We start from the raw sequence: 23,122 nt of genomic DNA, 5'->3' as shown, positions 1-23,122 counted from the left end.
CAACTGGCCTCCGCGCGCTGGTCGAGCGGGCATCGGCTAACGGTCCGACTTCCCTCGGTTGCATCTCATAAGGGCTCGTCGCCAGGCCGAATACCACGTGGCAAGTTATCGTTAGATGATCTTGCCGCTAACGTCATATGTCGCGATGAATCTGGGAGGCCTTGCCCACGACGCTGGAGGGGCGTGTTGGAGCTATTACTGCTGACCTCGGAGCTGTATCCCGACCCGGTCCTACCCTCGTTGTCCCTGCTGCCCCATACCGTGCGGACGGCGCCGCCGGAGGCGTCCTCGTTGCTGGAGGCGGGTAACGCCGACGCCGTGCTCGTCGATGCGCGCAATGACCTGTCGGCGGCACGCGGCCTGTGCCGGCTGCTGAGCACGGCCGGGCGGTCCGCGCCGGTGCTGGCCGTGGTGAGCGAGGGCGGATTGGTGGCCGTCAGCGCCGACTGGGGCCTGGACGAGATCCTGCTGCCCAGCACCGGGCCGGCCGAGATCGATGCGCGCCTGCGGCTCGTGGTGGGCCGCCGGGGCGGTCTGGCCGACCAGGAGAGCGTCGGCAAGGTAAGCCTGGGTGAGCTGGTGATCGACGAGGGCACCTACACCGCGCGACTGCGCGGGCGTCCGCTCGATCTCACCTACAAGGAATTCGAGTTGCTCAAGTACCTGGCCCAGCACGCGGGCCGGGTGTTCACCCGTGCCCAGCTGCTGCACGAGGTGTGGGGCTACGACTTCTTCGGCGGCACCCGGACCGTCGATGTGCACGTCCGCCGGCTGCGCGCCAAACTCGGGCCCGAGCATGAGGCGCTCATCGGCACGGTGCGCAACGTCGGCTACAAGGCGGTCCGGCCCGCGCGCGGACGCGCCCCGGCCGCCGAGCCCGACCGCGAATCTGAGGACGACGAATCCGACACCGAAATCGATCCACTGGCCGACCCGGCGCGCAGTCAGTGACATCGCCGCAGTGGCGCACTGCCCTCACCGGTGAGGAGCAGCAGGAGATCCGCGAAATCATCACGGCAGCAACACAATTCGATGGTGTCGCCCCGGTTGGTGAGCAGGTGCTGCGGGAACTTTCGCACGACCGCACCGAGCATCTGGTGGCTGTCGATTCAGAAGGCGGCTGCACGGGCTATCTCAACCTCACCCCGCCGCGCGACGAGGCGGGAATGTCGGAGTTGGTGGTGCGGCCGCAAGCCCGTCGCGCCGGCATCGGCAGCGCACTCATCCGTGAGGCGCTGGCCAAGACGGGCGGGCAGACCCGGTTCTGGGCGCACGGCACGCTGGAACCCGCCCGCGCGACCGCGTCGGCGCTGGGTTTGGTCGTGGTGCGCGAACTGCTGCAGATGCGGCGGCCGCTACGCGACGTTGCCGAACCCGTGCCATCGAATCGGCAGCTGCAAATCCGCACCTACGCCGGCCCGTCCGACGACGCTGAACTGCTGCGGGTCAACAACGCTGCGTTCTCCTACCACCCGGAGCAGGGAGGTTGGACCGAACGCGAGATCGAGGAACGACGCGGCGAGCCCTGGTTCGATCCGGACGGTCTGTTCCTGGCATTCGACCGCGACGACAAGCTGTTGGGCTTCCACTGGACCAAAGTGCATCCCGACCCCGCCGGTCTGGGCGAGGTGTACGTGCTGGGGGTCGACCCGGCGGCCCAGGGCGGCGGACTCGGACAGCTGTTGACGTCGATCGGGTTGGCTTTCCTGGCGCAGCGGCTGGCCGAATTGCCCGGCGCCAGCGCGATGCTCTACGTCGAGTCCGACAACGCGGCCGCGGTGCGGACCTATGAGAAGACCGGGTTCGCGGTGTACAGCGTCGATACCGCGTACGCCCCCGGCTGACACCGCAGGTCCGCCTTTTCTTCGGGCGCGGAGCATAGTTTCCGGGTTAGTTGGCAATGTTCCAGTGGATGAAAATCGGGTCGGCACTGGGTGCGGCAGCGGTGGCGATGGTGCTTTGCACGTCGGGCGTGACGGCATGCGGGAGTGACGACAACCGCGGCGCCTCCACGCAAAGCCCCGAGGTCTCCGGCGGTGGCTCGTGCGGCGGCAAGAACTCCCTGATCGCCGAGGGTTCAACCGCGCAGCAGATCGCGATCGCTCTGTTCAATCAAGTGTGGGGTCAGTTGTGCCCGGGAAAGTCAGTGGCGTACAGCCCCACTGGGTCGGGCGCCGGACGCGAGCAGTTCATCGCCGGTCACGTCGACTTCGCCGGATCGGATTCGCCCCTGGTCGCCGCTCAGATCGGACCCGCTGCCCAGCGGTGCAACGGACGTTCGGCATGGGACCTGCCACTGGTGTTCGGGCCGATCGCGTTGGTGTACAACCTGCCGGGCATTCCGAAGCTGGCAGTCGACGCCGACGCGTTGGCCAAGATCTTCAGCGGCGGCATCCGCATGTGGGACGACCCGATGCTGCTGGCGCTCAATCCCGGGGTGGCGCTTCCCAGGACCAGGATCACGCCGATCTACCGCAAGGACTCCTCCGGGACCACCGACAACTTCCAGAAGTACCTGACCACCGCGGCGCCGCAGAGCTGGAGCCGTGGCGTGGGCACCGAGTTCCAGGGTGGCGTGGGGGAGGGTGCGCCGCGGTCGGCCGGCGTGGTCGAGGCGGTGCGCACCACGCCCGGGGCAATCGGGTACGTCGAGAAGGGTTTCGCCGATCGCGCCCGGGTGCCGTTTGCTCGGATCGATACCGGCCACGGTGTCGTCGAGCTGACCGACGAAACCGCGCGCAACGCCGTCAATGCCGTCACCTTCGCGGCCAGCGGTAACGATCTGGTGCTGGAGCTGGGCTCGATGTACGCAACCCAGGAGCCGACGTCGTATCCGCTGGTGCTGGCGACCTACGAGATCGTCTGCTCGGCCGGCTACGACCCGCAGACCGCCGCCGCGGTGAAGGCCTTCCTCACCACAGCCGTCGACAAGGGGCAGACCGCGCTCACCTCCGCCGGGTATGTCCCGCTGCCCGATAAGGTCAAGGAGCGCCTCATCACCGCGATCGACGCGCTGCAGTAATCGCACGGAGAAGCGACGGGATCACCAGTGACGACGCCAAACCCAGCCGATGCGGGTTCGGGCGAAGTCGTCGCCGCGCCGTTCCCGGAACCGCCGATCATTCCGATCAGCCCGTGGGGCTACGGCAGGCCACCGCTCGCCGACCGGATCTTCCGCCGGCTCGCCGTGGCCGCAGCCCTGTCGATCGTGGCCGTCATCGCCGGCGTCGGGGGGTTCCTGCTGTGGCACGCCCTGCCGGCGCTGGCGCGGAATCGGGAGAACTTCTTCACCTACGGGGGCAACTGGGTCACCACAGATCCCTCAGCGATGCACTTCGGGATCCTCAAGCAGCTGCAGGTGACGGTTTTCGTGTCGCTGTTCGCCCTGGCCCTGGCGATGCCGGTGGCACTGGGCGTGGCGATCTACATCACCCAGTACGCGCCGCGCAGGCTCGCCGCGCCGCTGTCGTACACCGTCGACCTGCTGGCAGCGGTGCCCTCGATCATCTACGGCGTCTGGGGGCTCTATGTCCTGGCGCCGCAGTTGCGGCCCCTGGCTGTCTGGCTCAACGTCCACCTCGGGCATGTGTTCCTGTTCGCCAGCGGGAATGCGTCGGTGGCTGGTGGCGGCACCATCTTCACCGCCGGAATCGTTCTGGCGGTGATGATCCTGCCGATCATCACCGCGGTCACCCGGGAAGTGTTCGTCCAGACCCCGCAGGACGAGATCGAAGCCGCGCTCGCCTTGGGCGCGACCCGCTGGGAAGTGGTCACGACGACGATATTGCCGTTCGGGCGCTCCGGGTTCATCAGCGGATCGATCCTGGGGCTGGGGCAGGCGCTGGGCGAGACGGTCGCGCTGCTGATCATCCTGCGCGGCACGCAGACTGCGTTCTCGTGGTCGCTGTTCGACGGCGGATCCACCTTCGCCACCAAGATCGCCGCCGCCGCGCCCGAGTTCGACAATCCCTACAAGGCGGGCGCCTACCTGGCCGCGGGGCTGGTGCTGTTCCTGTTCACGTTCGTGGTCAACGCCCTGGCGCGGGCGTCGGTGGCCGGCACCCGAGCCGCAAGGGCGCGGCCATGACCTCGATGCTGGACCGCCCACTGAAGTGGCGGACGCTCGCCGGTCGCGGCCGTCGCCGTCGCGCCGCCAACACCGTCGCCACGATCCTGGTGACGCTGGCGATGCTGATCGCGCTGGCGCCGCTGCTCTGGTTGCTGTGTTCGGTGGTGATCAACGGATACCAGGCGCTGACCTCGAGTGCGTGGTGGACGCACTCGCAGGCGGGAACGACGGCGCTGGCTTCCGGCGGCGGTGCGTACCACGCCATCATCGGCACCTTGCTGCTGGGATTGGCGTGCGCGGCGATCTCCATCCCGATCGGGGTGCTGGTCGGCATCTACCTGGTGGAATACGGCGGTCACGGCCGGCTGGCCCGGTTGGTCACATTCACGGTGGATATTTTGGCGGGAGTGCCCTCGATCGTTGCCGCGTTGTTCGTCTACGCGGTATGGGTTGCGGCGATGGGTCTGCCCCGTTCCCAGTTCGCAGTGTCGCTGGCGCTGGTCCTGATGATGCTGCCGGTGATCGCGCGGGCGACCGAGGAGATGCTGCGGATCGTGCCGATGGACCTCCGGGAGGCCAGCTACGCGCTCGGGATACCGAAGTGGAAGACCATCGCCAGGGTGGTGCTGCCGACCGGAATGTCCGGGATCCTGACCGGGATCCTGCTGGCGCTGGCCCGGGTGCTGGGCGAAACGTCGCCGCTGCTCATCCTGGTGGGCTATTCGCGGGCTATGAACTTCGACATGTTCACTGGGTTCATGGGGTCGTTGCCCGGCATGATGTATGACCAGACGACCGCCGGAGCCGGTGCCAACCCCGTTCCGACGGAGCGGATGTGGGGCGCCGCGCTTACCCTGATCTTGCTGATTGCCATCATCAATATCGGGGCCAGGGTGGTCGCGAAGATCTTCACACCAAAGAAGACGTAACCAGGAGCTGTATTCAGTTGGCCAAACGGTTGGACCTCAAAGAGGTCAACATCTACTACGGGTCGTTCCATGCGGTCGCCGATGTGTCGCTGTCGGTGCTGCCGCGCAGCGTGACCGCCTTCATCGGCCCGTCTGGCTGCGGCAAGACCACGGTGCTGCGCACCCTGAACCGGATGCACGAGGTGCTTCCGGGGGCCCGGGTCGAGGGCAGCGTGCTGCTCGACGACGAGGACATCTACGGCAGTCGCATTGACCCGGTCGGCGTGCGCAGAGCCATCGGCATGGTGTTCCAGCGGCCGAACCCGTTCCCCGCCATGTCGATTCGCGACAACGTGGTGGCCGGGCTGAAGCTGCAGGGGATCCGCAACCGCAAGGTGCTCGACGAGACCACCGAGCACTCGCTGCGCGGCGCTAACCTGTGGGACGAAGTCAAGGACCGGTTGGACAAGCCCGGCGGCGGCCTGTCCGGTGGTCAGCAGCAGCGATTGTGTATCGCCCGTGCCATCGCGGTGCAGCCCGACGTGCTGTTGATGGACGAGCCCTGCTCGGCGCTGGATCCCATTTCGACGATGGCGATCGAAGAGCTGATCAGCGAATTGAAGCAGGAGTACACCATCGTCATCGTCACGCACAACATGCAGCAGGCGGCGCGGGTGAGCGATCAGACGGCGTTCTTCAACTTGGAGGCCGTCGGCAAGCCCGGGCGCCTGATCGAGATCGACGACACCGAGAAGATCTTCTCCAACCCCAGCCGGAAATCCACTGAGGACTACATCTCCGGCCGATTCGGTTAAGGGGTCCGCACGCCAGGCTGGGCCCGGCAATCAGCTGGCCCGTCGTCAGTGCGAGCTGTGGGTCGCTTCACCCTCGACGAATTTGCCGGTGGCTTGGAAGATGACCCGTCGCGCCACCTCGACGGCATGGTCGGCGAAGCGTTCGTAGAACCGCCCCAGCAGCGTCACGTCCACCGCGGCCGCCACCCCGTACTTCCATTCGCGGTCCATCAGCACGCTGAACAGGTGCCGGTGCAGGTCGTCCATCGCGTCGTCTTCTTCGCGGATTCGCGCTGCCTTCTCAGGGTCGCGAGTCTGCAGTACCTCTCGCGCGCTGTTGCCCAATTCGACTGCGATGCTTCCCATTTCGGCGAAATAACCGTTGACTTCCTCGGGCAGCGCGTGCTGAGGGTGCCGCCGGCGGGCGATCTTGGCGACGTGCAGTGCCAGCGCGCCCATCCGATCGATGTCGGCGACGATCTGAATCGCACTGACGATCGACCTCAGGTCGCCGGCCACCGGCGCCTGCAGAGCGAGCAGGACGAAGGCACTCTCCTCCGCCTGTGTGCTGAGCGCTGAAATTCTCTCGTGGTCGGTGATGACCTGCTCGGCCAGCACCAGATCGGCCTGCAACAAGGCTTGAGTAGCCCGCTCCATCGCAATCCCGGCCAGCCCGCACATCTCGCCGAGTCGCTCGGATAACTCAGCGAGCTGCTCATGGTAGGCGGTTCTCATGTGTAAAGCCTACGTTCTGCACACGGCTAATGGCGTGCAGCGGCACGTACTGTTCCCGAACGCCGGTGCGCTACTCGCAGGTGGTGTCTGCCGCGTTGGTGACCGTCAGGTCCTCCGGCAGCCGGGTCGGCGGGCTGCTGGTGTTCCGGCTGATCTGCATGCTCACCGAGGAGCCGCTGGGCGGCGGGGTGCTCACGGCGCTGAAGTCCGGGCCGAGCACCACCTGGACCACCGACCCGATTCCGGTGACCCGCTCGACCTTTGAATTGCCGAATGCCGCGGCCACTGTGGCGGCGGCCTGCTCGTTGCCGGGGGAGAAGAACACCGTGGTCGTCTTCAGCGAACTGGGGTAGTCGTCCGGCGTCATCACGTTGAACCCGTTGCGCTTGAGTTGGCTCGCCGCGGCGGCGGCCAGACCCTCGGTGCCGGTGCCGTTGGACACCTGGACGGTGACCTCCTGCGGCGAGGTCGTCGTCACCTGCTCGCGGTGCATGTCAGGGGCCGGGGCTGCTTCCGGCTGCGCCGGCTTCTTGGTGGCGCTGGGGCCGGTTCCGGACGTCTGCGAGCTGCCCAGACTTTGGGCGTTCTGGTCGTTCTCCTTGGGCAACGGGTCGTCGTTGATGATGGCGGTGAACAGCGCCTTCATGTCCGCGGTCCGCGGCGGCTCGTTGCCGTCCTGGTCGGTGATGCCGGTGGGCACGGTCACGAACGTGACGTGCCCGGCCGCCATGTGCTGCAGCGAGCGGCCGAGTTCCACCAGGTCTTTGGTCTTGACGTTGTCGACGTAGCTGTTGCCGATGAACATATTGACGACGTTGTTGAGCTTGTTGAGGTTCATCAACGTGTCCTCGGAGATCATCGTCCGCAGCAGCGAGGACAGGAACAGCTGCTGACGCTTGATGCGGCCGTAGTCACCGTTGCTCTCAGTGGTGACCTGCCGGGCGCGCACGTAGTTCAGCGCGGTGGGGCCGTCGATGACCTGGCGTCCGGCATGGGCGAGGACCGTGCCCAGTTCGTAGTCCTTCAGCGGCGTGGTGGTGCACACCTCGACTCCGCCAAGCGCCTCGACCATGCGCCCAAAGCCGACGAAATCGATGGCGATGAACCGGTTGACGCTCAAACCGGACAACTTTTGGATGACCTTCACCAGGCATTTGGGGCCGCCGAAGGAGAACGCCGAGTTCAGCTTCGTCTCGGTGTAGACCATCCGGGGGCCCGTCTTGCCGGTCTTCGGGTCATAGATGGGTCCGTACTTGCCGTCCTCGGGATTCCAGGCCTCGCACTGGATGGGCGTGATGGCCAAGTCGCGGGGGAACGACACCGCGACGACCCGTTTGCGGTTGGCCGGAATGTTGACCAGCATCACCGTGTCCGACCGGGCACCCCCGGCGTCCTCGGTGTCGCCGGCTCCGACATTGGCGTTGGCTCCCAGCCGCGAGTCCATCCCGACGATGAGGAAGTTCTCGTCGCCGTACTGCGCATTCGGATCGACGATGTCGGATGACCCCGGATCCAGCGCGCTGACGGTGTTCAGCTGATTGTTCTTTGACGAACTCCAATGCCAGGCGCCGCCCGTGAGAACCAGGGACAGCAGTGCGAAAACCGCCACCATGGAACGGCCCGCGATCAGGATCGGCCGTCGGCGGGACCTCGGCTTCGGGGGCGCGTCGGTCGAGTCACCGGCCGGGGAGGAAGTGCGGCGGCGCCTACGGCGCGGTGCCTTCTCGGCCCCTCCGTCCTCCGGGTAGTTGGTCGCCCCGAGGTCGGGGATTTCGGAGAGCAGCTGAAGCGAGTAGGCCGGGGTCGGGATGACCTGGGTGTCCAGCAGGTCGTCGCGGCCGGCGAACTCCGGTTCCTCGTCGATCTGAGGCTGGTGGTCGGCCTCTGGTTCTTCGGCCTCTGGTTCCTCGGCCACATGATGGTGCGTGGGACGGTCCGGGAGGGTTGCGCCGAGTTTGGCGATCAGGTCCGCGACGCTCAGGACGCCGTCGTTGTGGCTGCCGGTCTGTTCACTTTCAGGCTCGTCGGCGCGGGTCTCAGCTTTGGCGGGGGTGCCGGCCGACCACTTGCTCAGTTCGTCGTCGGTTGGCGAGGCGGAGAAGCGCTCCCACGGCGCGGCGCCTGGCAAAGGCTGCTCGATTGCGGTAAGGAAGTCAGGATCACCGGCGTTTGGCGCGCGCCGATGGCCAGGAGTGGCGTCTTTCTCGCCGTCACTCATGTCCTATCGGCCTCCGAAAGTCACTATGCGGACGTCCCCACCGATGGGGTGGTTGTTCGGGCACTACGCGCACACGTAATCGCAGCACCGCCGTATCGGGCGCCGCGGAATTGCATTAAGGCTCACATCGTACTGATTTCTCGGCTGAGACGCGATTTCGAGAGTGTCTCGGTTCAGCCACCCTCCCTTGCGGATCAGCCGCCGGAGTGCATGACGTCAGCGCCCTCCGGTACCCGGCAATCGTCAGGATCGGTGAGCCAGCCGTCGGGCAGCGACACCCGGGCGGGAGAGCCCTGGCGTCCGCGCGGGCCGTTGCCGGCCTCCGGGAAGGGGACGTCGCCGTCGAGCCGGGCGAGCAGTTCGTCGAGTTCATTTAGCGTCTTGACCAGCGCTAATGCTCGTCGCAGGTCGGATCCGGCCGGGAAGCCGTGCAGGTACCAGGCGACGTGCTTGCGAATGTCACGCATGCCTTTGTCTTCGCCGAAATGGTCGGCCAGTAGCGCGCCGTGCCGTCGGATGATGTCGGCGACCTCGCCGAGGGTCGGCGGCGTCGGGGCCGGCCGGCCGGTGAAGGCGGCCGACAACTCGGCGAAAAGCCAGGGCCGGCCCAGGCAACCGCGGCCGATGACCACGCCGTCGCACCCGGTGCTGGCCATCATCGCCAGCGCGTCGCTGGCGTCGTAGATATCGCCATTGCCGAGCACCGGAATGGTGCGCACCTGCTGCTTGAGCAGAGCTATCTGATCCCAGTCGGCGGTGCCGGAGTATCGCTGCGCGGCCGTGCGGGCGTGCAGGGCGACGGCTGCCGCGCCCTCGGATTCCGCGATGCGTCCCGCATCCAGGTGGGTGTGATGCTCGTCGTCGATGCCGATGCGGAACTTGACGGTCACCGGTATGTCCGTTCCGGCAGTGCCGCGTACTGCGGCGGCGACGATCTGGCCGAACAGCCGCCGCTTGTAGGGCAACGCCGCGCCACCGCCGCGCCTGGTCACCTTCGGGACCGGACAGCCGAAGTTCATGTCGATGTGGTCGGCCAGCCCCTCGTCGGCGATCATCTTGGCCGCGGCGAAGGTGGTGTCCGGGTCAACCGTGTAGAGCTGCAGCGACCGCGGCGATTCATCCGGGGCGAACGTCGTCATGTGCATGGTGACCGGATGGCGCTCGACGAGAGCCCGCGCGGTCACCATTTCGCAGACGTACAGTCCGCTGACCGTTCCTGCCTTCGACTGCTCCAGCTCACGGCACAGCGTCCGGAACGCGACGTTCGTCACCCCGGCCATGGGCGCCAGCACGACAGGGCTGGCCAGCTCGATGGTGCCGATGCGCAAAGGGCGCTACCGCCCGCTCATCGTCAGCTTGCCCGCGGTCTGGTGCAGTTCGAACGCGGTGGTCCGCTTACCGGTGCGAGCTTCGCGGTCGAGCTGGCGCTGCTTGGACTGCTCGAATTTGTCGCAGGACGCCTCAAGTTCCTTGACCAGCACGCCGAGGTCGTCGCGCAGTGCGGCGGCTTCGCCGGTGAAGTCCTCGCGCTCGAAGATGCGCCATTTCTTCAGCACCGGCAGCACGACGTCGTCGAGGTGGATGCGCGGGTCGTAGACCCCGCCCACCGCGATGAGCACCGCCTTGCGGCGGAACTCGGGCACCTGGAAACCGGGCATCTGGAAGTTGCGCAGGATCTTGTGCAGCGACTTCATCGCCTGGTTGGGTGCAACCTCGAACCCGGCTTCGCTGACATCCCGGTAGAAGATCATGTGCAGGTTCTCGTCGGCCGAGATCTTGGCCAGCATCTGGTCGGCGATCGGCTCTTCGCAGGCCTTGCCGGTGTTGCGGTGCGAGATCCGGGTGGCCAACTCCTGGAAGGTGACGTAGATCACCGAGTCGAACAGGCTCTCGGCGAACAGGTCGTCGCGCACCTGGTGGTTCTGGCCCGGGCTGAAGCCGCGGTTCACCACCTCCATGCGCAGCTTCTCCAGCTCATAGGGGTCGACGGCGCGGGTCACCACCAGGTAGTCGCGCAGCGCGATCCCGTGCCGGTTCTCCTCGGCGGTCCACCGGTTGACCCACTGGCCCCACGGGCCGTCCAGGCCGAAGTTCATCGTGATCTCGCGGTGGTACGAGGGCAGATTGTCTTCGGTCATCAGGTTCTGCACCATCGCCACCTGGGCGATGTCGGACAGTTTGGATTGTCCGGGCTCCCAGTCCTGTCCACCGAGCGCGTAGAAGTTCTTCCCGTCCGACCACGGGATGTAGTCGTGCGGGTTCCAGTCCTTGTGCATGCTCTCGTGCCGGTTCAGGTACTTCTCGACGACTGGCTCGAGTTCCTGTAGCAGCTGCAGATTGGTCAGCTCGCCTGACATGGCAACTCCAGTTATCTGTGTCTGTTGGTTGCAGTCAATATATCTGTGTCCGTCAGTAGCATTCAAGTTTGCCTACGGTGTGGCGCATCACGGTGCGGTCAAGATTGACGGGCTACCTCTGCAGGAATGCCCGAGGCCGCGCGCGGCTAATCGTGCTGCGCCGACGCGACGGTGATCTCGGACGTGCCGTGTCCGACGTAGATCGCGGCGGTGCCCAGCAACATCTCGACGCAGTAGTCGATGAACTGCTGGCGGGTGGAGCCCAGCTGGCCGTTCAGGTACGCCGTGAACAACGCGGTCAGTGCGCCGACCAAGCTTGTCGCGACCAGTTTCTGGGTCACCGCGTCGGCGATCCGGGACAGCTTGCGTTGCAGCAGCTCGATGAAATTGGGCATCCACTCCGCCCCGGAGCGCGTCAGCACCGGCTCCACGGCCGGCGCCAGCAAGAGCACGCGCCCGCGTACCGGGTCGTCAACCATCAGCGCCACGAACTGCTCGACGGCCTCCCGGGGAGTTTTGGCCGACGTCAGCGTCGCCATCGCTCGGGTACAGACATCGTCGTAGACCGCGCGAACGAAGTGGTCGCGGTCGTCGAAGCTTTCGTAGAAGTACCGCTCGGTCAGGTTCGCCTGGCGGCAGACCGCGCGCACCGTGAGTGCGGGTCCGCCTTCGCTGCCCAGCAGTTGGACGCCGGCGGCGACCAAGGTGTCGCGGCGCAACGCGTTCCGGTCTTCCAGGGGTACGCCCGACCAACGGCCCCGTCGTTGACCTGCCTGCACTTCGCTCCTAGAATCGATTCTGACAACGCGCGTAGTCAGATTTTCCTGACACCTGAAGAAAGACGCCAGTGACTCAAGATACTTCTGCGGCCTGCCCGGTGACCAGCGCTGACGGAGCGGATTCCGCCACGCCGGAGGTGGATCCCGGCGTAGCCACGGGGTGCCCGGTCTCCGGCTCCGGCTACGAGGCGCCGCCGGTGCCGCTGGGACCGGATTCCCTGACCTGGAAATACTTCGGCGATTGGCGCGGCATGCTGCAGGGTCCGTTCGCCGGGTCCATGCAGAACATGCATCCCCAGTTGGGCGCCGCCGTCAAGGACCACTCGACGTTCTTGCGGGAGCCCTTGCCGCGGGTGATGCGGTCGCTGTATCCCATCGGCGGCGTCGTCTTCGACGGTGACCGCGCTCCGATCACGGGTGCCGAGGTGCGCGACTACCACGTCGACATCAAGGGTGTCGACGATCAGGGGCGGCGCTACCACGCGCTGAACCCCGACGTCTTCTACTGGGCCCACTCGACGTTCTTCGTCGGCACGCTCCACGTGGCTGAATGGTTCTGTGGCGGCCTGACCGAAGCGGAGAAGCGCCAACTGTTCGACGAGCACGTCCAGTGGTACCGGATGTACGGCATGAGCATGCGGCCGGTGCCGAAATCCTGGGAGGAGTTCCAGGACTACTGGGACCACATGTGCCGCAACGTGTTGGAGGACAACTTTGCGACGCGGGTCGTCCTGGACTTGACGAAGTACGGCAAGCCGCCGATCGCGCCATGGCTTCCGGATTGGTTGTGGGCGGGCCTGACGAAGCTGTCCGCGCCGTTCTTCCTCTGGCTGACCGTCGGTCTGTATCACCCAGCTGTCCGCGAACGATTGGGTTACCGGTGGTCGCGCCGTGACGAATGGCTGCACCGCCGCTTTGGTGGCGTGGTGCGGGCGGTCTTCGCGTTCGTGCCGCCCAGATACCGCAAGCACCCGCGGGCGCGAGCCGGTCTCGACCGTGCGTCGGGGCGCATTCCGGCCGACGCGCCGCTGCCGCAGACGCCGGCCCGCAACCTGCCTCCGCTGGACGAGCGCGGCGATCCGAAGCACTACTGCCCGGTGGTGTGAGGGCTCAGTGGGTGTGGCTGTGCACCTCTTCGAGGCCTGACTGGTGCACGTGCTCGTGATCATGCGTGGTGTGCGCGTGGCTGTGGTGCACGTCGCCGTGCTGGTGCTCGTGCGCGTGGGCCTCATCGTGGCTGTGTTCTGACATTTTCTTTCTCCTTACTGTGAAAGCTATTGGGCTGCTTCTCTTTTGAGCGCCTTGATGTCGTCGTCGTCGCGGTGGTGCCCTGGCACTCCGGGGCCGGCGTGCTCGGCGTTGTAGACGGCATCGATGACGAGCTGGCGCACGTGGTCGTTCTCCAGGCTGTAGAAGATCGTGGTGCCGTCGCGGCGGGTGCGCACCAGGCGCGCCATGCGCAACTTCGCCAGGTGCTGGGAGACCGACGGTGCCGGTTTGCCCACGTGTTCGGCGAGCTCGTTGACTGACATCTCATGCTTGGCCAGCGACCACAACACCTGCACGCGGGTGGCATCGGCGAGCATGCGGAAGACCTCGACCACCAGACCAACCTGGTCGTCCGGCAACCGTCCAGATCTATTATCTGCGTGCATACGTAGATAATAGATCTGGATGACGCCGGGGCGTCAAGCCCGGAGCCGGTCAGCGCGGAACGGTGGTCGCCTGTCGCTGCCCGCCGTTGCGCTGCTGCCACGTCCGGTAGACGTCCACGGCGGCCTCTTGGACGTCCGGGCGGGACTCCTCCCGGATCGGCAGCCGACGGTCCCGCCAGTCCTTGGCGAACTCGTCGTAGAAGGTGGCGAGCTCGAAATACTTGCGGTCGTCGACGTAATAGGGCTCGTAGGCCTCCCGTGACGTCAGGAACACGACCTTGTCGGGGGAGCAGTAGTAGAGCGATCCCAGGCACATCGGGCACGGATGGGCCAGCACATAAATGGTCGTACCGATGAGGTGTTCGGTGCCCAGCTTGGTGCATGCGGCGCGGATCGCGAGGATCTCGGCGTGGGCGGTCGGATCGTTGGTCTGCGCCACCTGGTTAGCGCTTTCGGCGAGAACCTCGCCGTCTCTGACGATGACCGTTGCGAACGGTCGACCGCCTTCGGCGACATTTCGGCGGGCGAGGTCGATGGTTCGCTGTGCGAAGTCGGTCACACCCGCAGAGTAGCCCGCAGAATCATTGGCGGTTCTGTGATAGTAACTAGGTTATCTATATTTCTGACTTGAGGCTGACTTAGGAGTGCAATGGTGCGTACCGATCGGGATCGCTGGGACCTTGCGACGAGTGTCGGTGCGACGGCAACCATGGTCGCCGCCCAGCGGGCGCTGGCTTCCGACCCGCAATACGCGCTGATCGACGACCCCTTCGCCGCGCCGCTGGTGCGTGCGGTGGGAATCGACGTCTACACCCGCCTGGTGAATGGCCAGATTCCGGTGGAGGACGACTCCGAGTTCGATCCGCAGCGGATGGCGCGGGGTATGGCCTGCCGGACCCGGTTCTACGACGAGTTCTTCCTGGGGGCCACCCGCAGCGGGATCAAGCAGGTGGTCATTCTCGCGTCGGGCCTCGATGCGCGTGCCTACCGCCTGCCGTGGCCAGCCGGCACCGTCGTGTACGAGGTCGACATGCCCGAGGTGATCGAGTTCAAGACGCTGACGCTGAGCGACCTGGGCGCCGAGCCGACCGCCGAGCGCCGGACCGTCGCCATCGACCTGCGTGACGACTGGGCGACGGCGCTGCGGGAGGCCGGTTTCGATGCCGATGCCCCGTCCGCGTGGAGCGCTGAGGGCCTGTTGGTGTACCTGCCCGACGACGCCCAGGATGCGTTGTTCGACAACATCACCGCTCTGAGCGCGCCGGGCAGCCGGCTGGCCTTCGAGTTCGTGCCGGACACCAGGATCTTCCAGGATGAGCGCTGGCGCGCACACCATGACCGGATGGCCGAACTCGGCTTCGAGATCGACTTCAACGACCTCGTCTATCACGCCGAGCGCAGCCACATCCTGGACCACCTGACCGGCGCCGGCTGGCAGACCTCTTCGCACACCACCAAGGAGCTGCACGAGGCGAACGGGTTCGTCTATCCGAACGACGAACTCGCCGAAGCGTTCGCGGACGTGACGTTCTCCAGCGCGGTGCGCAAGCCGTAGCAGGCCGCTACTGGCTGCGGAGCAGTTCGTCCTTCAGCCGGGTGGTGAGCATGTCCTGGAACACCGTCTGCGCCGGAGCGTAGAGATCCCGATAGGTCGAGACGAGCGCCTCCCGGTTGTACTCGGGGATGGCGCCGGTGGGCGGCGTCCAGAAGCTGTCGATGTCCATCAGGAAGAACTGGCCGGTCTGGGCCGGCGTGACGCGGCGCAGGTGGTAGCTCGGGTCGAGCGCCTGACCGACACCCGGCCCGTAACGCACGATGAGCGACTTGCCCGGCTGCGCCTCGCGGTAGACGGCGGCGCCCTGCCATTCGGTCAGGGTCAGTCCGCCCGGCGCCAGACGCTGGGGGCCGAGCAGGCTCTCGTCGATCCAGTTGGTCCACTCGATCCGGCCGTCGACGCCGGCCGGGACCCGGACCTCGAGGACGTAGCGCAGGCCGATGCGTTCGATACCGACGATCGAGGAGACCGCCGACCGCGCGTCAACCACCCGCATCGCGATCTCGAGGAAGCTGTCGAAGTTGCTGTATGCGCTGGTCTCGACGACGATCGCCTGGTTTTTCAGCGAGGCGGCCGTGGTGTTCTCCCGGTTGGAGTAGCGCACGAAGCGATCGGCGACCGGCTGCGGCGGCTGGCCGGGGGCAGTCATGCCCCACTGGACATCCTGGGCCTGGCGTTCGATCGGCAGATCGTTGAGCAGCAGATGCTTGAGTTCGCGGCTCGCCGTCTCGGTCAGAGAGTCTGTTGCCGGGTGACGGATCTCCAGCGTCACCAGGGCTACGGGGGCGTTGGGTTGTACCTCAGCGGGATTCACGTCCGGAAGCATAGCCGCGAGCTTAACCACGCGTGACGGCAATCACCCTTAGCGTCTGAATTCGTCTCGGCCGGAAGGCTGTGCGCGCACGGTATGCCAGGTCATGGCCTGTTTGAGACCGGTCTGGTGCCCCCAGTAGGACTCGAACCTACGACCTGCGGATTAAAAGTCCGTAGCTCTACCAACTGAGCTATAGGGGCGGCGGAGAATCACAATACTGGGTCCCGGAGGAGGGCTCGTTTGAGGATTGGGGCCGGGGTGACCTAAGCTGACTTGGCTCCCAACAGTAATCGCGTTGGCAGTGCCCCGGAGAGATTCGGTTCTGGCCCCCTTCGTCTAGCGGCCTAGGACGCCGCCCTTTCAAGGCGGTAGCGCGGGTTCGAATCCCGTAGGGGGTACTGGCTACGCGGGCACCGCGGAGCACAGCAGTACAGCAAGGCCCTGTGGCGCAGTTGGTTAGCGCGCCGCCCTGTCACGGCGGAGGTCGCGGGTTCGAGTCCCGTCAGGGTCGCCAGCACGGCGAGGCACACGCTGCCTGCCGGCTTCCGGCCAGGTAGCTCAGTCGGTACGAGCGTCCGCCTGAAAAGCGGAAGGTCGGCGGTTCGATCCCGCCCCTGGCCACCAAGGTTGACCTGCATAGACACGGTTCTTTGCACTCGGTTGACAGTTTTCTTTGTCCGGTTCTTGTCCGGTCTTGGGTGTTTGCGTCTCGGCCTCGTGAAGCTGATCCAGATTTGTTGCCACCTGGTCCAGTTCGTCGGCGTAGAGATCGCTGTAAATATTCGCGGTGACGGTGGGCGTGGAATGACCCATGGTCTTCTGGACGTAGCGAAGGTCAGCCCCAGATTTACGGGCCAGGCTGGCGTACGTGTGACGTAGATCATGGATAGTGAGCGGGGCCAGGTCAGTCTTCTTCAGGGCTTTGTTCCAGTGCGTATGACGGCGCCAGTTGTTGGAGCGCAGTAGTTTTCCGTTGGGGGAAGTTACAGCGGGATCGTCCTGCATTCGGTTTTCGATGCGTCGGGCGAAGATGTCCGCCACCACTTGTGGGAGTGGAACTGTTCGGATGCCGGCGCGGGTCTTGGGTGGCCCGATGATGATGCGGCCTTCGACTTCGGGCGCTGCACGTCGGACGTAGAGCCGACGGGCAGCCAGGTCGATGTCCTTGACGCGGAGGCCGACGAGTTCGGACCAACGCAAGCCGGTGTAGGCGAGGATGGTCACGACGTCGCCCTGGTCTCCGCATGCGGTAGCCAGGGTCTGGATTTCTTGTGCGGACAGGTAGCGATGGCGATCCCGCTCGGGAATGCGGCCCGCTGAGACACCAAGGGCGGGGTTGCGGTGGATGCGCCCGTCTTGGTGGGCGACATCGAGAATTGAGCGCATGAGCCGCAGCGTGGAAACCTTTGCCCACGGGCCAACCGTCAGGCCGTCAACGAACGCCTGGACGTCGGCGCGGGTGATCTCGTCGACGGGGATGTGACCGAAGCGGGGCGCGATTCGCAGATCCCAGTGTTGGACGTATCCGCTCCAGGTCTTCGGCGACACCGCGGGCTTCTTGGAATCGGAGAACTGAGTCCAGATCCGGATCAGCGGCGTGCGTCCGAGGCGTGGGTCGAATCGACGCGCACCGAGCGCGGCTTCGTTGTCACGTTCGGATTTGAACGCCTTTGCCTCGCGCAGGGTCGGAAACGTGGCCGACGTTTCCACCCAGCCCGATGGCGCGTCCGGATCTCGGATCAGGTACCGGACTTGGTAGCGGGGCTAGCCGGCTGCGGTGAGGCGCTTTCGGATCCCGCGAGCGGTGTTGCCCGCCATTACCGGCGCACCTGCTTCAGCCAGGATCGGACTTCTGCGCAGTCCCAGCGGCGTACCCGCTCTGACAGTGTGTAGCAGGGCGGGCCGATCTGCTCGCCGGTGGTTTCGCGGAGTGCGGCCCAGCGGTTGAGTGTCGCGGCAGAAACGCCTAGGAGCGCTGAAACCTGTTCGGCGGTGAGCAGTTCTGGGAAATTGCCGCTAGCGACGAGGGCCTCCCGGAGGCCGTGAATCACCATGGCGTCACCTCGTTGCGTGGATTGACTCGTACCGCGTGCGGCTGCGGGGCAACCCGTTAGCTGATTCGGCAATGGACCAGTCATTCACTGCTTCGCCCTCCGGTGGTCCTTGATTTTCCGTATTGCCTTGCAGTGGTGTGGATCTGATCGTCGGACCAGAAGTCGGATCGGACCTTCGTCGCGTGGCCGTCCTCGGCGATGACGTAGCCGGTACCCGGTCTGTCGGGGCTGATTCGGTGTGCCGGAGCTTTGTCGGCCAGCCCATCGCCGAGGACCATCGTGACTTCGTCGCGGGAACGCAGTCGAAGCGCGATGGTCTGCGTGAACAGTCCTCGCATAGGCAGCACTTCCTTGCGAGGGTCCTGCAGGAACGCGGCGACCACGATTCCCAGCGCTCGACTTTTGGTGAGGATCCGTGACAACGAGGCGGCGGCTTCTTTACGAAGGGTCGGGTCGCTCATGTACGCGGTCACTCCGGCCAGCTCGTCGATCAGCAGCACGACGAGGGGTGAGTTCGTGGTCGGCCTGTGTTCGCGTGTGTTGCCCGCCATCTCGTGGCCGCGCTTGTCCATCAGCTTCTCCAGCCCAGCAAGGGTTTGGACGGCGTCGGCCTCTGTGGTGGCAATCTTGGCGAATAGCCCTGCGCCGGTCGACAACTCGATGCCGTACTTCAGGTCAATTCCGATCAGATGAACAAACCCGGCGGCCACAGCAGGGCCGAGGCCGCAGGCGATACCCCAGAAGACGGAACCTTTGCCTGAGCCTGAGCAGCCCACGGTGAGGGTGTGTCGTCCGCTCAGTGGGAGCGTCCAGGCGGAACCGTCCTCGCGTCGCCCGAGCTTGATGCGTGTTGTTGCGACCGCCGTTGGCGGCGCTGCGTGACCTGCCGTCGACAACTGCTCTCGCATGACCAGCTCGATGCGCAGCGTCCCGGGCGAGACGACAACCGCCCGTGCCGAATATGCACCAGCAGCGTCACGGATGGCAGGAACGGCCCGCTCCAGGTCTTCCACGGTCTGTCCCAGCCTTGCCCGTACTATGAGCCGCAGGGTGGTGTGAGACACGTCTGTTCCCAACAGCTTTGGATGAAACCAGCGGGTGGAGGTGACCTGCTGGCCTTCTTTGTTGCGGCGAGTGATCTGCTCGGAGGCGGATAGGCCGCAGCGCTTGCAGAGCCTGTGCCAGGAGACGTAAGCCCAGAGTCGCCAGCGTAGAAGTCGGGCCGGTGTTGCGAATCGTTCCTCATACGTCTCGGGAGAGTGCAGTCGCCAGGAGATGAGGGCGGCGGCGCTGACTCCTACGACGATCGCCACCCACAGGCCGAGACTGGTGAAGAAATTCAGGACGTGGTCGAGCCGGAACGGGGTGTCGGGATCGAGCGGTGCGTACGGATCGGGATTCATGCCGATTCCCGGCTGGCCGTTGCGCTGGCGGATGGCTTGCCCGGTGCCCTCATGCCAGAGGCTCGAAACGACCAGGCGATCCGGGAGAAGTCGCCCGACCGCTCAACGTACGGCAGGGCCATGAGCCCGTCGAAAACCACTGGGGCAAAGGGTGTCCCACTGGGTTTGGCGGGCGTAGACGGCTGCGTCGGTGCAGCGAACTTGACCGTTACCGTCCGACTGCGCTTCGGTGCCGCCGGGTCGCCATCAAGCACTTCGACCTGCCACATCGGCAAGCCGGTATCGCGATCCCTCGCTTGCACGCGGTTCTCGCCGGAGGACTTGTCGAAGTCGATCATCGGCGTCACCTCGGATACGAGGAACGCACCGAGGGAGAACACCTGTTCGTGACCGATCTGGAGCCATTTGGGGATGGACATTGAGGAACCTTTCCAGAGTCTGGACTAGACGACTACTTAACCTAGTCGTCTAGAGGAGCAAGTCAAGCGGTATGCCACATTTGGTCGTTTCGAGACGTTTCAGCGCGCTGAGAAGTCGTATTCCAGCAGGTAGGCCGATGCCACCTTCACTGTGTCGCACACTTCAACGGCCACGTCCTTGGTGTCATAGGCAGTCCGCACCACTGTTAGAACAGGCGCCCCTGGCGGGAGCTGCAAGGCACGGCGTTCTTCGGGAGTGGGCATTCGGGCGCCGACCTCCTCGGTGAACCGCGCGAGGCTGTGACCAGCCTCCTCAAGACGCGCGTAGATGCCACCTGGCCCCGTGTCGGTCTGTTCAATCTTGGTGCCCAGCGCGAATGCGACAGGAATGTATGAGGTTGCCGTTTCGACCGGCTTGCCGTCGGCGAGGTAACGTCGGGACCGAACCACCACTTCGTCATCTGCAGTCAGTCGAAGCCGTTCGGCCACAACCGAATCCGGCCTCTCGCGGGAAACGGTGATGTTGTCGACTTGAGGTGTGTAGCCGGACCTCTCCGCTTCGACGGTGAATGCCGCTTTGCCGTTGGCGCGATGTTGCCGGGCGAAGCGATCGGATGCGAGCCGCCTAATTGGGGGAGCGGGGCGCACAAACACCCCGCGACCGTGCTCGGAGATCACCAGGCCTTCGGTGCGCAGTTCTTGCACTGCCTGGCGGACTGTCATCCGCGCGACCCCGAAATGCTCGATTAACTCCGCCTCGGAGGGCAGGCGTCCGCCAGCTTCTAACTGGCCACGGATGATGGAGTCACGCAACATGCTGGCGATCTGCCGATACGGCGGCTTATCGTCCGCCCGGTCAATCTGACCAAGTTGCAGCACCTGAGAGCCTTCCCGTACATGTCTAGGCGACTAGTCTAGGGACACGACACGTCCCTTGTCGCATCGAGTCGGCCGCAGAGGAGTCTTGCGCATGGCAGCCACACCGAAGCACTCGGTCAGCGTCGCCGGCATCGTGGTCCGCGACGATGGCCGCGTCCTGGTGATCAAGCGCGAAGACAACGGCCACTGGGAGGCGCCGGGGGGAGTCCTGGAACTCGACGAGTCGTTCGAGGCTGGGGTTCGGCGTGAGGTGTTGGAAGAGACCGGACTTGAGGTCACGGTAGAGAGGTTGACCGGCGTCTACAAGAACATGACTTATGGAATTGTCGCCTTGGTGTACCGCTGTCGTCCCGTTGACGGCGAACCGCACGCAACCGAAGAGGCTCGCGAAATCTGTTGGATGACAAAGGAAGAAGTCCGGTCGGCCATGGTTCCGGCGTTCGGCGTGCGTGTATTGGATGCATTTGAGGATGTGCCGCAGTCGCGCGCGCATGACGGCGTTAATCTGCTGTAGTCGTGATGCTCTGAATCTCAGAGCCCGTAGAGCTTCAACCCAACATGGTCGACGATGAAGCGCTCGCCCTCGGAGTCCATAGCGAAGTAGACGCGGCCCACTTCATTCGGCGATGTACTGTCGCCCAACTTGAGATGCGGTAGTCGACTGTGAGTCTTGCCGTCGAAGTCGAACGTATCGAGCCTTTGCCGGCTCATGTACTGGTCTGTCGAGGCGAGATTGAGTTCCCACTCATGCTTGAACCAGTCGTCCGGAAGCATGCCGAGCTGGCACCCAAGGCGCCGATACTCAATGGCTGCCTTGGTCAAGGCAATCAGAGCGTCACGCATCACGCGGACGTGTGGATAAGCGTCACGCTTCCATGATTGGTGAGCATCACGAGTGAACACAATGGCGCCTTGCGCCTGCTTCTCAAGGTATGACGCCAGACTTGCAAGGTCACTCGGATCCAGCTCCGGTGCTTCCGCCCAGTCAGTTACACGCACTCCGCTCGATTGACGGGCACGTTCGGCTTCCTGCCTCCAGTACGCAGCTTGCGCCGCCTGCGCCTTGTATTGGTCGCGTTCGTCTTCTACCTGTCTGAACCACGAGTCATATTGGCTGATCTCGTCCTGCAACTCGTCAATAACTCGGGCTTGGGCCTCAAGTTCGATGGAATTGTTGCCCTGTGACTTTGCAGCCGCGAGGTCGGCGGCGATCTGTTCACTGCGTGCAGCACGCCGAGCAGCCTCCGCCGTGCGAAGCAGCTGATTCACGCCGCGAACTGTTACGGAGACGGAACTCAGCATTCGGAGGAGTCGGCCGGGCGCGAACTGCGCCTGATCCGCCGCAAACAGTGGGTGCCTCAGCGATAGTTCGGGCCAGACGAGGCGTGCACCGCCCCGTGGTATGGATGCATCAACCTGGTCCAACCTGTCAGAGAGTATGCGTTGCGATCGGGCATCGACGGCGAGAACTGGCGCCAGCCCGATAAGTTCGCCCGCAGCCTTGCGTGCCAGTTGCTCGCCCCCTTCGTCACTCCCATCGACAAGAAGGATCGGAAGAAGACGGCCATCCGACGACAGTGCCTCCCAAACAAAGTCCGCGTGTTGTGAGTTGACCCACTCAAATCGGCCGTCGACGCGGCTGGGTCCGCACCAGCAGCGCAGGTCGCCGTCCCGGAGAAGGAGGACAAGTAGGTATGGTCTTCGGAAGTAGTCAATTCCAGTCGGCGCGAGGACACCGTCCAGAGATTCGCGGCCTAGCTCAAGCCGCAACGCAGTCTTATTAGCTTCCGTGAAAACCGTTACCACGCAAATGAAATCCGCTCGGCCACTACGAGTGATCTCGGTCCGCACGGTGACGACCAGTGCAGTTACCTCAGCTGTGCCTTCGGTTGACCAAGAGACACGGCTGTCGCCTTTCCCCTCTTGCCCGCTGATGAGAGTGGTTGTCCCGTCGGTATCGAAGGCTCTGGGATCCAGAGTCGGAGTGTGCTCGAAGCTCAACCACTCTGCGAGGTGGCGTTTGACCCGGTCGGGAACATCCATCGGCGTCAGGTCGGAACCTTCGCTAGGACGCACGTCGACCTCAACGACGTACAGGAGTTCCACTCCCTGCCCCTTCCTGAACTTTCAACCCCACGTTAACGGGATCCACGACAATTCCGCGGAAATCATCTGCGTACTTCTCTCACCGGGCTCGATGCCTCCAGCTCGCGCCAGTCGGGGATCAGCGCAGTCATCATCGCGGTGAAGGCCTTGCCGTGGGAGCGGTAGCGCAGATGGAGCAGTTCGTGGACGACGACGTAGTCCTGGAAAGCCGCTGGCATGTCGACTAAGTCCTGCGCGAGTGTGATCACACCGTCTGGCGCACACGAGCCCCACTTGTTGGTTAGCTCGGCCACCACGATGCGCGAAGGATTCACTCGAATCCTGGTCGCCCACGTCATTGCCTTGCGGGTGAGCGCTTGGTCGGCGGTCAGCCTCAT

At 64.9% G+C, this 23,122-nt stretch carries 24 protein-coding genes, 4 tRNA genes and 1 pseudogene; 12 read left to right on the top strand and 17 right to left on the bottom strand.

Annotation, left to right across the window (positions count from 1 at the left end):
• Positions 1-183: 183 nt before the first annotated feature.
• The 6 genes from QXH22_RS29650 to pstB all read left to right on the top strand — a co-directional run bounded on the left by QXH22_RS29650 (position 184) and on the right by pstB (position 5,792).
• Entirely contained in the window at positions 184-951 is a 768-nt protein-coding gene (locus QXH22_RS29650) for a response regulator transcription factor (protein ID WP_306247674.1), read from the top strand.
• Positions 948-1,844, top strand: a complete 897-nt coding sequence (mshD, locus tag QXH22_RS29645; protein ID WP_306247676.1) for a mycothiol synthase — start codon at positions 948-950, stop codon at positions 1,842-1,844. Before QXH22_RS29650 ends, mshD begins: the two co-directional genes overlap by 4 nt.
• 107 nt (positions 1,845-1,951) lie before the next feature.
• Positions 1,952-3,022 (top strand): phosphate ABC transporter substrate-binding protein PstS, encoded by a 1,071-nt coding sequence (gene pstS / locus QXH22_RS29640; protein ID WP_371934357.1) that lies wholly within the window; start codon positions 1,952-1,954, stop codon positions 3,020-3,022.
• Between the two features lie 27 nt (positions 3,023-3,049).
• The gene (gene pstC, locus QXH22_RS29635; protein ID WP_306247678.1) at positions 3,050-4,087 is read left to right on the top strand and encodes a phosphate ABC transporter permease subunit PstC; all 1,038 of its coding nucleotides are present in this window, start codon (positions 3,050-3,052) and stop codon (positions 4,085-4,087) included.
• Positions 4,084-4,998 carry a phosphate ABC transporter permease PstA gene (pstA, locus tag QXH22_RS29630; protein ID WP_306247680.1) on the top strand — a complete coding sequence of 305 codons (915 nt, stop codon included), beginning with the start codon at positions 4,084-4,086 and terminating at the stop codon, positions 4,996-4,998. The genes pstC and pstA overlap by 4 nt, the downstream gene beginning before the upstream one ends.
• 17 nt (positions 4,999-5,015) lie before the next feature.
• Positions 5,016-5,792, top strand: a complete 777-nt coding sequence (gene pstB / locus QXH22_RS29625; RefSeq protein WP_306277789.1) for a phosphate ABC transporter ATP-binding protein PstB — start codon at positions 5,016-5,018, stop codon at positions 5,790-5,792.
• Positions 5,793-5,837: 45 nt separating this feature from the next.
• Here the strand turns inward: pstB and phoU are convergent, their stop codons facing one another.
• The 5 genes from phoU to QXH22_RS29600 all read right to left on the bottom strand — a co-directional run bounded on the left by phoU (position 5,838) and on the right by QXH22_RS29600 (position 11,860).
• Positions 5,838-6,506, bottom strand: a complete 669-nt coding sequence (phoU, locus tag QXH22_RS29620; protein ID WP_306247683.1) for a phosphate signaling complex protein PhoU — start codon at positions 6,504-6,506, stop codon at positions 5,838-5,840.
• Positions 6,507-6,576: 70 nt separating this feature from the next.
• Positions 6,577-8,724, bottom strand: a complete 2,148-nt coding sequence (locus QXH22_RS29615; RefSeq protein ID WP_306277788.1) for an LCP family protein — start codon at positions 8,722-8,724, stop codon at positions 6,577-6,579.
• A gap of 194 nt (positions 8,725-8,918) precedes the next feature.
• On the bottom strand, positions 8,919-10,052 hold the full coding sequence (gene dusB, locus QXH22_RS29610; RefSeq protein WP_306277787.1) for a tRNA dihydrouridine synthase DusB: 1,134 nt from the start codon (positions 10,050-10,052) through the stop codon (positions 8,919-8,921).
• A gap of 6 nt (positions 10,053-10,058) precedes the next feature.
• Entirely contained in the window at positions 10,059-11,081 is a 1,023-nt protein-coding gene (locus QXH22_RS29605) for an acyl-ACP desaturase (protein WP_306247689.1), read from the bottom strand.
• A gap of 146 nt (positions 11,082-11,227) precedes the next feature.
• Positions 11,228-11,860: a TetR/AcrR family transcriptional regulator gene (locus QXH22_RS29600; protein WP_306247690.1), complete on the bottom strand. Its 633-nt coding sequence runs from the start codon at positions 11,858-11,860 to the stop codon at positions 11,228-11,230.
• 68 nt (positions 11,861-11,928) lie between these two features.
• Here QXH22_RS29600 and QXH22_RS29595 point away from each other — a divergent pair, with 68 nt between their 5' ends.
• A complete protein-coding gene (locus QXH22_RS29595; RefSeq protein ID WP_306277786.1) occupies positions 11,929-12,966 on the top strand; it encodes an oxygenase MpaB family protein in 1,038 nt (345 codons plus the stop codon).
• Positions 12,967-12,970: 4 nt separating this feature from the next.
• Here QXH22_RS29595 and QXH22_RS29590 read toward each other — a convergent pair whose 3' ends face one another.
• Genes QXH22_RS29590 through QXH22_RS29580 form a run of 3 tightly spaced genes read right to left on the bottom strand, consistent with a single transcriptional unit; the run spans position 12,971 to position 14,074 of the window.
• The gene (locus tag QXH22_RS29590; RefSeq protein WP_306277785.1) at positions 12,971-13,111 is read right to left on the bottom strand and encodes a zinc transporter Slc39a7; all 141 of its coding nucleotides are present in this window, start codon (positions 13,109-13,111) and stop codon (positions 12,971-12,973) included.
• Between the two features lie 23 nt (positions 13,112-13,134).
• Positions 13,135-13,515, bottom strand: coding sequence for a metalloregulator ArsR/SmtB family transcription factor (locus QXH22_RS29585; protein ID WP_306277784.1), 381 nt, complete (start codon positions 13,513-13,515; stop codon positions 13,135-13,137).
• Positions 13,516-13,564: 49 nt separating this feature from the next.
• Positions 13,565-14,074 (bottom strand): nucleoside deaminase, encoded by a 510-nt coding sequence (locus tag QXH22_RS29580; protein ID WP_306277783.1) that lies wholly within the window; start codon positions 14,072-14,074, stop codon positions 13,565-13,567.
• Between the two features lie 90 nt (positions 14,075-14,164).
• Here QXH22_RS29580 and QXH22_RS29575 point away from each other — a divergent pair, with 90 nt between their 5' ends.
• Positions 14,165-15,070, top strand: a complete 906-nt coding sequence (locus QXH22_RS29575; RefSeq protein WP_306247698.1) for a class I SAM-dependent methyltransferase — start codon at positions 14,165-14,167, stop codon at positions 15,068-15,070.
• 7 nt (positions 15,071-15,077) lie between these two features.
• Here QXH22_RS29575 and QXH22_RS29570 read toward each other — a convergent pair whose 3' ends face one another.
• Positions 15,078-15,896: a TIGR04255 family protein gene (locus QXH22_RS29570; RefSeq protein ID WP_306247700.1), complete on the bottom strand. Its 819-nt coding sequence runs from the start codon at positions 15,894-15,896 to the stop codon at positions 15,078-15,080.
• A gap of 112 nt (positions 15,897-16,008) precedes the next feature.
• A tRNA-Lys gene (locus QXH22_RS29565) sits at positions 16,009-16,084 on the bottom strand.
• Positions 16,085-16,209: 125 nt separating this feature from the next.
• On the opposite strand from QXH22_RS29565, the gene QXH22_RS29560 reads away from it, so the two are divergent.
• The 3 genes from QXH22_RS29560 to QXH22_RS29550 all read left to right on the top strand — a co-directional run bounded on the left by QXH22_RS29560 (position 16,210) and on the right by QXH22_RS29550 (position 16,508).
• A tRNA-Glu gene (locus QXH22_RS29560) sits at positions 16,210-16,282 on the top strand.
• A 39-nt stretch (positions 16,283-16,321) separates the two neighbouring features.
• A tRNA-Asp gene (locus QXH22_RS29555) sits at positions 16,322-16,398 on the top strand.
• A gap of 33 nt (positions 16,399-16,431) precedes the next feature.
• Positions 16,432-16,508: transfer RNA gene (locus QXH22_RS29550), tRNA-Phe, on the top strand.
• 42 nt (positions 16,509-16,550) lie between these two features.
• Here QXH22_RS29550 and QXH22_RS29545 read toward each other — a convergent pair.
• From QXH22_RS29545 to QXH22_RS29525, 5 genes and pseudogenes are all read right to left on the bottom strand, one after another.
• A pseudogene (locus QXH22_RS29545) lies at positions 16,551-17,702 on the bottom strand (tyrosine-type recombinase/integrase); the annotation flags it as partial.
• Positions 17,702-17,938: an AlpA family transcriptional regulator gene (locus QXH22_RS29540; protein ID WP_065162432.1), complete on the bottom strand. Its 237-nt coding sequence runs from the start codon at positions 17,936-17,938 to the stop codon at positions 17,702-17,704. The pseudogene QXH22_RS29545 and the gene QXH22_RS29540, both read right to left, overlap by 1 nt.
• A gap of 80 nt (positions 17,939-18,018) precedes the next feature.
• Positions 18,019-19,341, bottom strand: a complete 1,323-nt coding sequence (locus tag QXH22_RS29535; RefSeq protein WP_306277782.1) for an FtsK/SpoIIIE domain-containing protein — start codon at positions 19,339-19,341, stop codon at positions 18,019-18,021.
• The gene (locus tag QXH22_RS29530; protein WP_306277781.1) at positions 19,338-19,760 is read right to left on the bottom strand and encodes a plasmid replication, integration and excision activator; all 423 of its coding nucleotides are present in this window, start codon (positions 19,758-19,760) and stop codon (positions 19,338-19,340) included. Before QXH22_RS29530 ends, QXH22_RS29535 begins: the two co-directional genes overlap by 4 nt.
• 99 nt (positions 19,761-19,859) lie before the next feature.
• Entirely contained in the window at positions 19,860-20,639 is a 780-nt protein-coding gene (locus tag QXH22_RS29525; protein ID WP_306277780.1) for a GntR family transcriptional regulator, read from the bottom strand.
• A 91-nt stretch (positions 20,640-20,730) separates the two neighbouring features.
• Here QXH22_RS29525 and QXH22_RS29520 point away from each other — a divergent pair, with 91 nt between their 5' ends.
• On the top strand, positions 20,731-21,153 hold the full coding sequence (locus QXH22_RS29520; RefSeq protein WP_306277779.1) for an NUDIX hydrolase: 423 nt from the start codon (positions 20,731-20,733) through the stop codon (positions 21,151-21,153).
• 17 nt (positions 21,154-21,170) lie between these two features.
• On the opposite strand, the gene QXH22_RS29515 is transcribed toward QXH22_RS29520, so the two are convergent.
• Both QXH22_RS29515 and QXH22_RS29510 read right to left on the bottom strand, forming a co-directional pair.
• Entirely contained in the window at positions 21,171-22,745 is a 1,575-nt protein-coding gene (locus tag QXH22_RS29515; RefSeq protein WP_306277778.1) for a hypothetical protein, read from the bottom strand.
• A 62-nt stretch (positions 22,746-22,807) separates the two neighbouring features.
• Positions 22,808-23,122, bottom strand: a complete 315-nt coding sequence (locus QXH22_RS29510; RefSeq protein ID WP_306277777.1) for a M48 family metallopeptidase — start codon at positions 23,120-23,122, stop codon at positions 22,808-22,810.

Origin of the sequence: Mycobacterium sp. TY814, from assembly GCF_030755175.1 — a bacterium.
In the GTDB taxonomy this organism is placed as follows: domain Bacteria; phylum Actinomycetota; class Actinomycetes; order Mycobacteriales; family Mycobacteriaceae; genus Mycobacterium.
Note: the sequence above shows the minus strand (reverse complement) of the source record. Positions and strands in the feature narration are given on the sequence as shown.